This window comes from Rhodopseudomonas sp. B29 (assembly GCF_000333455.1).
Classification (GTDB): Bacteria; Pseudomonadota; Alphaproteobacteria; order Rhizobiales; family Xanthobacteraceae; genus Rhodopseudomonas.
The window spans coordinates 1-6116 of sequence record NZ_BADD01000002.1 but is presented as its reverse complement, the minus strand read 5'-3'; the positions used below and the strand labels follow the sequence as shown (position 1 = coordinate 6116).

Sequence of the window (6116 nt, the reverse complement as noted above, 5' to 3'; positions counted from 1 at the left end):
CGGGCATTCCGCCGGTGCACGTCAGCCGATCCCCACGCTCCTTCAGCAATCCCAAGGCCGGATCAGGCCCCGGATAGGCGACCAGCCCCGTCATCCCGCTCGCGCCGGTCTCGATCTCGGCACGATCTGCTTCGGCGAAAACCACGTCGCCGACCGTCGCGCCGACCGGCCCGATCATCGCAGCTCCGTCGATGACGAGGAGCCAGGTCTCCTGCTCGGCATTCAGCGTCCATTTCGAGCCAGCGGCGAGCTCGATCCGCTCGAGGACGAAGTAACGACCGGCGATCAAGGCGGTTCTTGCTGCGTTCAAACGCCGGGGACGAGCTTGAATTCGGATCGGTCCCGCATCGGAAACGGCGACGGCGCGATCCTCGTCGAGGTCGCGCTGCCGGCCGAAGTCGAACAGCCGGAAGGTGGCATCGCTACGCTGCTGAATTTCGGCCAGCACGATGCCGCCGCCGATGGCGTGAATCGTTCCGGCAGGAACGAGGACGACGTCGCCCGCGATGACGGGGCGCCAGCTGACCAAGTCGGCGATGGATTCGTCTCTGATCGATTGATGTAATTGCTTGGCGGTCAGGCGTCGCGTCAATCCGACGGCGATCCGCGCATCGGGTGCCGCCGACAGGATGTACCAAGCTTCGGTCTTGCCATTCGGTAAACCGATCGAGTGCGCGAATGCATCGTCGGGATGGACTTGAATCGACAGGGATTGGCGCGCGAACAGCAGTTTGAGCAGCAGACGCGAAGCGGACTCGCTGCCGCTTCCTCGCTGAAATCTCAGCTCGCCGATCGGATCGTCGGAGCCATCGACGCCGCTCCAAGGAGTGAGGTCCTCGACTCCCCACGGTTTGCGCGCGACCTGCACGAGGGCCCGTTCAATAGCCATAAGCACTCCGAACCGGGCGCATATGGAAAATATGCGCGCCGTCAGTGACGACTGTTTCGAGATTTGACGTGGCTAAGACGGCGCAATTCGAAGGGGCTGCTCGGCAGCGGACAGATCGCGCCTACCCGACATGGCTACGCGCAAACAAATAACAAGCAGCGCACCACCTGAAGGGAGTTATTTGTCGCAGCCGCGCTTTCGAGCATATCGGACGGAGTTTGTGCCGGCACGTTAAGTTCCGGATCACTGCTTGCGGCGGATGCAGATCGGAAACCACAGTGCGTCGCGGATTTCTCTGGTTCCCGCGGCCTTACATTCGGCGGGAAAAGTACTAGCTAAACATCATGGCTCATTGGCAAGCATCCGGAACGCGCTCTCCACCGAAGACCAAGGCGGAACTGCGTCAGATGCTCATCGACGCCGCCTGCAACACCCGTGCGGCCCAAGCCGCTACTCCAGACGCGCCGGAAGCGGACGCACGAACAAGCGTCGAATGCCCGGCTGACGGCGATGTGACGCGCCGCCAGATCCATTAGTAAGCACGCAGCGCACGGCTGATACCAGGACGAAGTCGGATTCGGCCGGACTCGCCCAATTCATCGCTTGGGCGCCCAGATCGGGCGCGGCCCGGTCCAGGCGGGAAGCGCATCCCATTCGGAGCGCCGCATGCGGCGCTCCTCGTCGCCGACCCTGACGAAGACGAAGAAGGCGTCGTCCTGGCCGGTCTTCGATCCGACAAAGACAGCCGGCGCACCGTAAGCGTCGCGAATGGCGGCTTTGTCTGTCACAGCGTATTCCCGTCGGCCAAGGTCGATCGCGAGCGCATCAGCGCGGAACGACGCCGGCGATGACGATCAGCACAACAATGAAAATCGGCACCAGGACCGGCGGAACCATCCATTCGCGGATATCGAATTTGCGGGGTTCGGGCATTTGACCGCCTCATCTGTTAAGGCGGGAGCGCACTGCTCTCAGTCACCGATAACAGCCAGCGAGCGTGCGGTGATGGCGCTGGTGTAACAGGCGCACCAGCACATAGCGAGACTATTCTCGCCGCGTCGAACAGCGGCGTGTTCCAGCGCGACGAACCACCCGCGCTGGCCGCCGCAATCCATAGCGACGGCTCGACTTGGTCCGGCCGCGAGGAGCACCTTCACTCGCCGACCCGGCGTTGCGCGAAGCCCGTGCGGGCGGTGCCTATGGGCGACGTGTTGTGGCGTGCGCGAAGGCCTTCCTTGAAGGAGGCCCCTCGATGGTATATATCACGATACATACCATCGTACAGGAGGTTGGAATGACCTCACGCACCGCCAAGATTTTTACCACCGGCCGCAGCCAAGCCGTTCGGCTGCCCGCCGAATTCCGCTTCGAAGGCAGCGAAGTCTTCGTCCGTCGCGATCCGAGGACTGGCGACGTCATCCTGTCGCGTAAGCCGGATTCCTGGGATGGCCTGTTCGAACTCTACGACAAGGATCAGGTGCCTAACGATTTCATGAGTTCGGCGGACCGGGTCCAACCTGCGCACGATCGCGATCCGTTCGAAGGCTGGACAGAATGAGCGGCTGGATGCTCGATACCAATATCGCCAGCCATGTCATCAGGGGCGACCGACGCGAGATCGCCGAACGGCTGGCGGCGTTACCTATCTCCGATGTCGTGATCTCTTCGGTGACCGAAGGCGAACTACTCTACGGCCTCGCCAAGCGCGGCTATCCGAGTTTGCTGTGTGAACGGGTCCGACAATTCTTGCTCCGCGTCGACGTGCTGCCCTGGGATCACGACGTCACCAAGACCTACGGCGACCTACGTGCCGCCTGCGAAGCCAAAGGCGTGACGCTCGCGCCCATCGGCATGATGATCGCGGCCCACGCGGTCGCGACGGACGCGACGCTGGTGACGCGAGACAAGGCTTTTGCCAACGTGCCTCTACCGTTGCGGATAGAGGACTGGACGAAGCCAAGCTAATTCGTAGCCCGGATCAAGCGAAGCGAAATCCGGGCGCAGCATCGTCGGTCCAGAAGCCCCCGGACTGCACTGCGCTCGATCCGGCCTACGCTTGCTTCAAACAGAACTCTTCCGGACCCGCCTGATCTCCTACCCCTCGAACGCCTCGCTCGATGCCCGGCTCGCCCGCGTCAGCAGCGTCTCGTCCGGCGTCGCCATCGGCTCGGCCTTGTCGCGAAACCTGTTGGTGATCGGATAGCGGCGGTCACGACCGAAGTTTTTGCGCGTGACCTTCACCCCCGGCGCGGCCTGGCGGCGTTTGTATTCGGCGATGTTGAGCAGGCGGTCGATGCGCAGCACGGTGTCCTTGTCGAAGCCTTCGGCGACGATGCTGGCCAGCGGCTCCTCGCGCTCGACCAAGCGTTCGAGGATGGCGTCGAGTACGTCGTAGGGCGGCAGCGAATCCTGGTCGGTCTGGTTTTCGCGCAGCTCAGCCGTGGGCGGCCGGATGATGATGCTCTCCGGAATGACTTCGCCGTCGGGGCCGAGCGCACCGTCGGGCTTCCAGCGATTGCGCAAGGACGAGAGCCGGAACACTTCGGTCTTGTAGATGTCCTTGATCGGATTGTAGCCGCCGTTCATGTCGCCATACAGCGTCGCGTAGCCGACGCTCATTTCCGACTTGTTACCAGTGGTCACCACCATGGCGCCGGTCTTGTTGGAGATCGCCATCAGCAGCGTGCCTCGGGTGCGCGCCTGCAGATTTTCTTCGGTGATGTCGCGCTCCAATCCCTCGAACGGCTTGGCCAGGATGCTCTCGAAGCCTTCGACTGCCTGAGCGATCGGCAGAACCTCGTAGCGGAAGCCGAGTGCAGTGGTGAGCCGCGCCGCGTCGTCGAGCGACACCTGCGCGGTGTAGCGGAACGGCAGCATCACGCCGCGCACCTTGTCGGCGCCGAGCGCATCGACGGCGATCGCCGCGCACAGCGCCGAGTCGATGCCGCCGGAAATGCCGAGCAGCACGCCGAGAAAGCCGTTCTTGCGGACGTAGTCGCGCAGGCCGAGTACGCACGCCGCGTAGTCACCCTCGTCGCCTTCGGGGATTTGCGCGATCGGCCCTTCGCAGCGCCAGCCGTCAGCGGCCTTGTGCCAGGTCAGCGTGGTAATCGATTCGGCGAAGGCGGGAAGTTGCGCCGCCAGCGTACGGTCGGCGTGCAGCACGAACGACGCGCCGTCGAACACCAACTCGTCCTGTCCGCCGATCTGGTTGAGATAGATCAGCGGCAGATCGCTTTCGGTGACGCGGGCCACGGCGACCGATAGGCGTAGGTCGCCTTTGTTGCGGGCGTAGGGCGAACCGTTGGGCACGATTAGCAATTCGGCGCCGGTCTCGGCCAGGCACTCGACGACGTTCTCGTAGTCCGGCGACTCCTCCAGCCAGATGTCCTCGCAGATCGGCACGCCGACGCGAACGCCGCGGATCGTCACCGGCCCGGAGACGGGGCCGCGCGAAAACACCCGCTTCTCGTCGAACACGCCGTAGTTCGGCAGATTGACCTTGTAGCGGATCGCGGCGATACGGCCGCCGTCGAGCAGCGCGCAGGCATTGTAGAGCTGGCCGCCGTCGATCCAGGGCGAGCCGATCAGCATCGCCGGGCCGCCGTCGGCGGTCTCGCGCGCGAGTTCTTCCACAGCGGCTCGGCAGGCTGCCTGGAACGCCGGCTTCAGCACCAGATCCTCAGGCGGATAGCCGGAGACGAACAGCTCTGGAAAGACGATCAGGTCGGCGCCGTCAGCCGCCGCCTGTTTGCGCGCCGCTCGCGCTTTCGCCGCGTTGCCGGCGATGTCGCCGACGATCGGGTTGAGCTGGGCGAGCGTGATCGTCAGGCGCGGTGCAGTGTCGGTCATGACCGAAGATTTAACGGGCCCCTGCCCGCTCCGCAATCGGCGCGGCTAGATCAGACCCATGCGCTCAACCAGCGCGAACAGCCAGAACGCTCCGGCGATCGCCAAGGCCACGCCGACCGCGGCCGAGCCCATGTCCTTGACCCGGCCGATCTGCAGATCGTGCTCGGTGGTCAGCCGGTCGGACAGCTTCTCGATGGCGGTATTGAGCAGTTCGACCATCAGCACCATCGCCACCACCGCGATGAGCTCGACGCGGCGGGCCGGCGTAACGCCGATCAGCCAAGCCGCCGGGATGGCGATCACCAGGGCGACCAGCTCCTCGCGGATCGCCTGCTCTGAGCGCGCCGCGAATTTGAGCCCGCGCCACGAGTTGATCGTGGCGCGCCAGAATCTAAGCAAGTTAGAGCCCAGCCGCAGCCGGCAGCGGGGTGGCCTTGCCGGCGCGGCCCTGCTTCAACAGGTCCGCGATCAGGAACGCCATGTCGATCGACTGTTCGGCGTTGAGCCGCGGATCGCAGGCGGTGTGGTAGCGGTTGTTGAGGTCCTCGTCGGTGATGGCGCGGGCACCGCCGAGGCATTCGGTGACGTTCTGGCCGGTCATTTCCAGATGCACGCCGCCGGCATGCGTCCCCTCCGCGGCGTGGACCGCGAAGAACGAGCGCACCTCGCTCAAGATGCGGTCGAAAGGCCGGGTCTTGTAGCCGGAGTTCGACGTGATGGTGTTGCCGTGCATCGGATCGCACGACCACACCACGTTGCGGCCCTCGCGCTTCACCGCGCGGACCATCGCCGGCAGATGCTCGCCGATCTTCTCGTGGCCGAACCGGCCGATCAGGGTCAGCCGCCCGGCTTCGTTGTCGGGATTGAGCACGTCGATCAGCTTCAGCAATTCGTCGGTCTTCAGCGACGGACCGCACTTCAGGCCGATCGGATTCTTGATGCCGCGGAAGTACTCGACATGGGCATGGTCGAGCTGGCGGGTGCGATCGCCGATCCACAGCATGTGGCCGCTGGTCGCGTACCAGTCGCCGGTGGTCGAGTCGACGCGGGTCATCGCCTGCTCGTAGCCGAGCAGCAGCGCTTCGTGGCTGGTGTAGAAGTCGGTGGTGCCGAGCGAACTATCGACCGCGAAGGTCAGGCCGCAAGCGCGCATGAAATCGAGCGCGCCGGAGACGCGATCCGCCAGATCCGCATAGGCCTTCGACTGCGGACTGTCGCTGACCGACTGCAGCATCCAGCGATGCACGTTCTCGACGCTGGCGTAACCGCCCTTGGCGAAGGCGCGCAGCAGGTTCAGCGTCGCCGCCGACTGCCGATAGGCTTCGAGCTGGCGGCGCGGATCTGGCGTCCGCGCGTCTTCGGTGAAGGCGAGTCG

Annotated in this window: 7 protein-coding genes; 2 read left to right on the top strand and 5 right to left on the bottom strand. The window is 64.5% G+C overall.

Features of this window, described 5'->3' with window-relative positions; genetic code table 11:
* Both I5M_RS00085 and I5M_RS00080 read right to left on the bottom strand, forming a co-directional pair.
* On the bottom strand, positions 1 to 889 hold an 889-nt coding region (locus I5M_RS00085), incomplete at its 3' end, for a class I mannose-6-phosphate isomerase (protein WP_031334833.1).
* Between the two features lie 596 nt (positions 890 to 1485).
* Positions 1486 to 1677: a hypothetical protein gene (locus tag I5M_RS00080; protein ID WP_022719538.1), complete on the bottom strand. Its 192-nt coding sequence runs from the start codon at positions 1675 to 1677 to the stop codon at positions 1486 to 1488.
* Between the two features lie 506 nt (positions 1678 to 2183).
* Here I5M_RS00080 and I5M_RS00070 point away from each other — a divergent pair.
* Positions 2184 to 2447 (top strand): antitoxin, encoded by a 264-nt coding sequence (locus I5M_RS00070; protein ID WP_022719536.1) that lies wholly within the window; start codon positions 2184 to 2186, stop codon positions 2445 to 2447.
* Positions 2444 to 2854 carry a type II toxin-antitoxin system VapC family toxin gene (locus tag I5M_RS00065; RefSeq protein ID WP_022719535.1) on the top strand — a complete coding sequence of 137 codons (411 nt, stop codon included), beginning with the start codon at positions 2444 to 2446 and terminating at the stop codon, positions 2852 to 2854. Before I5M_RS00070 ends, I5M_RS00065 begins: the two co-directional genes overlap by 4 nt.
* Positions 2855 to 2983: 129 nt before the next feature.
* Here the strand turns inward: I5M_RS00065 and I5M_RS00060 are convergent, their stop codons facing one another.
* From I5M_RS00060 to I5M_RS00050, 3 genes are all read right to left on the bottom strand, one after another.
* Positions 2984 to 4741, bottom strand: coding sequence for an NAD+ synthase (locus I5M_RS00060; protein ID WP_022719534.1), 1758 nt, complete (start codon positions 4739 to 4741; stop codon positions 2984 to 2986).
* A 45-nt stretch (positions 4742 to 4786) separates the two neighbouring features.
* Positions 4787 to 5140, bottom strand: coding sequence for a diacylglycerol kinase (locus I5M_RS00055; protein WP_022719533.1), 354 nt, complete (start codon positions 5138 to 5140; stop codon positions 4787 to 4789).
* Between the two features lies 1 nt (position 5141).
* The coding region (locus I5M_RS00050; protein ID WP_022719532.1) for a 3-deoxy-7-phosphoheptulonate synthase at positions 5142 to 6116 on the bottom strand (975 nt) is incomplete at its 5' end.

Bases quoted from the DNA above. Each gene is read 5' to 3' on its own strand.
- I5M_RS00070 (WP_022719536.1), top strand. From the start codon at position 2,184: ATGACCTCACGCACCGCCAAGATTTTTACCACCGGCCGCAGCCAAGCC.
- I5M_RS00065 (WP_022719535.1), top strand. From the start codon at position 2,444: ATGAGCGGCTGGATGCTCGATACCAATATCGCCAGCCATGTCATCAGG.
- I5M_RS00060 (WP_022719534.1), bottom strand. From the start codon at position 4,741: ATGACCGACACTGCACCGCGCCTGACGATCACGCTCGCCCAGCTCAAC.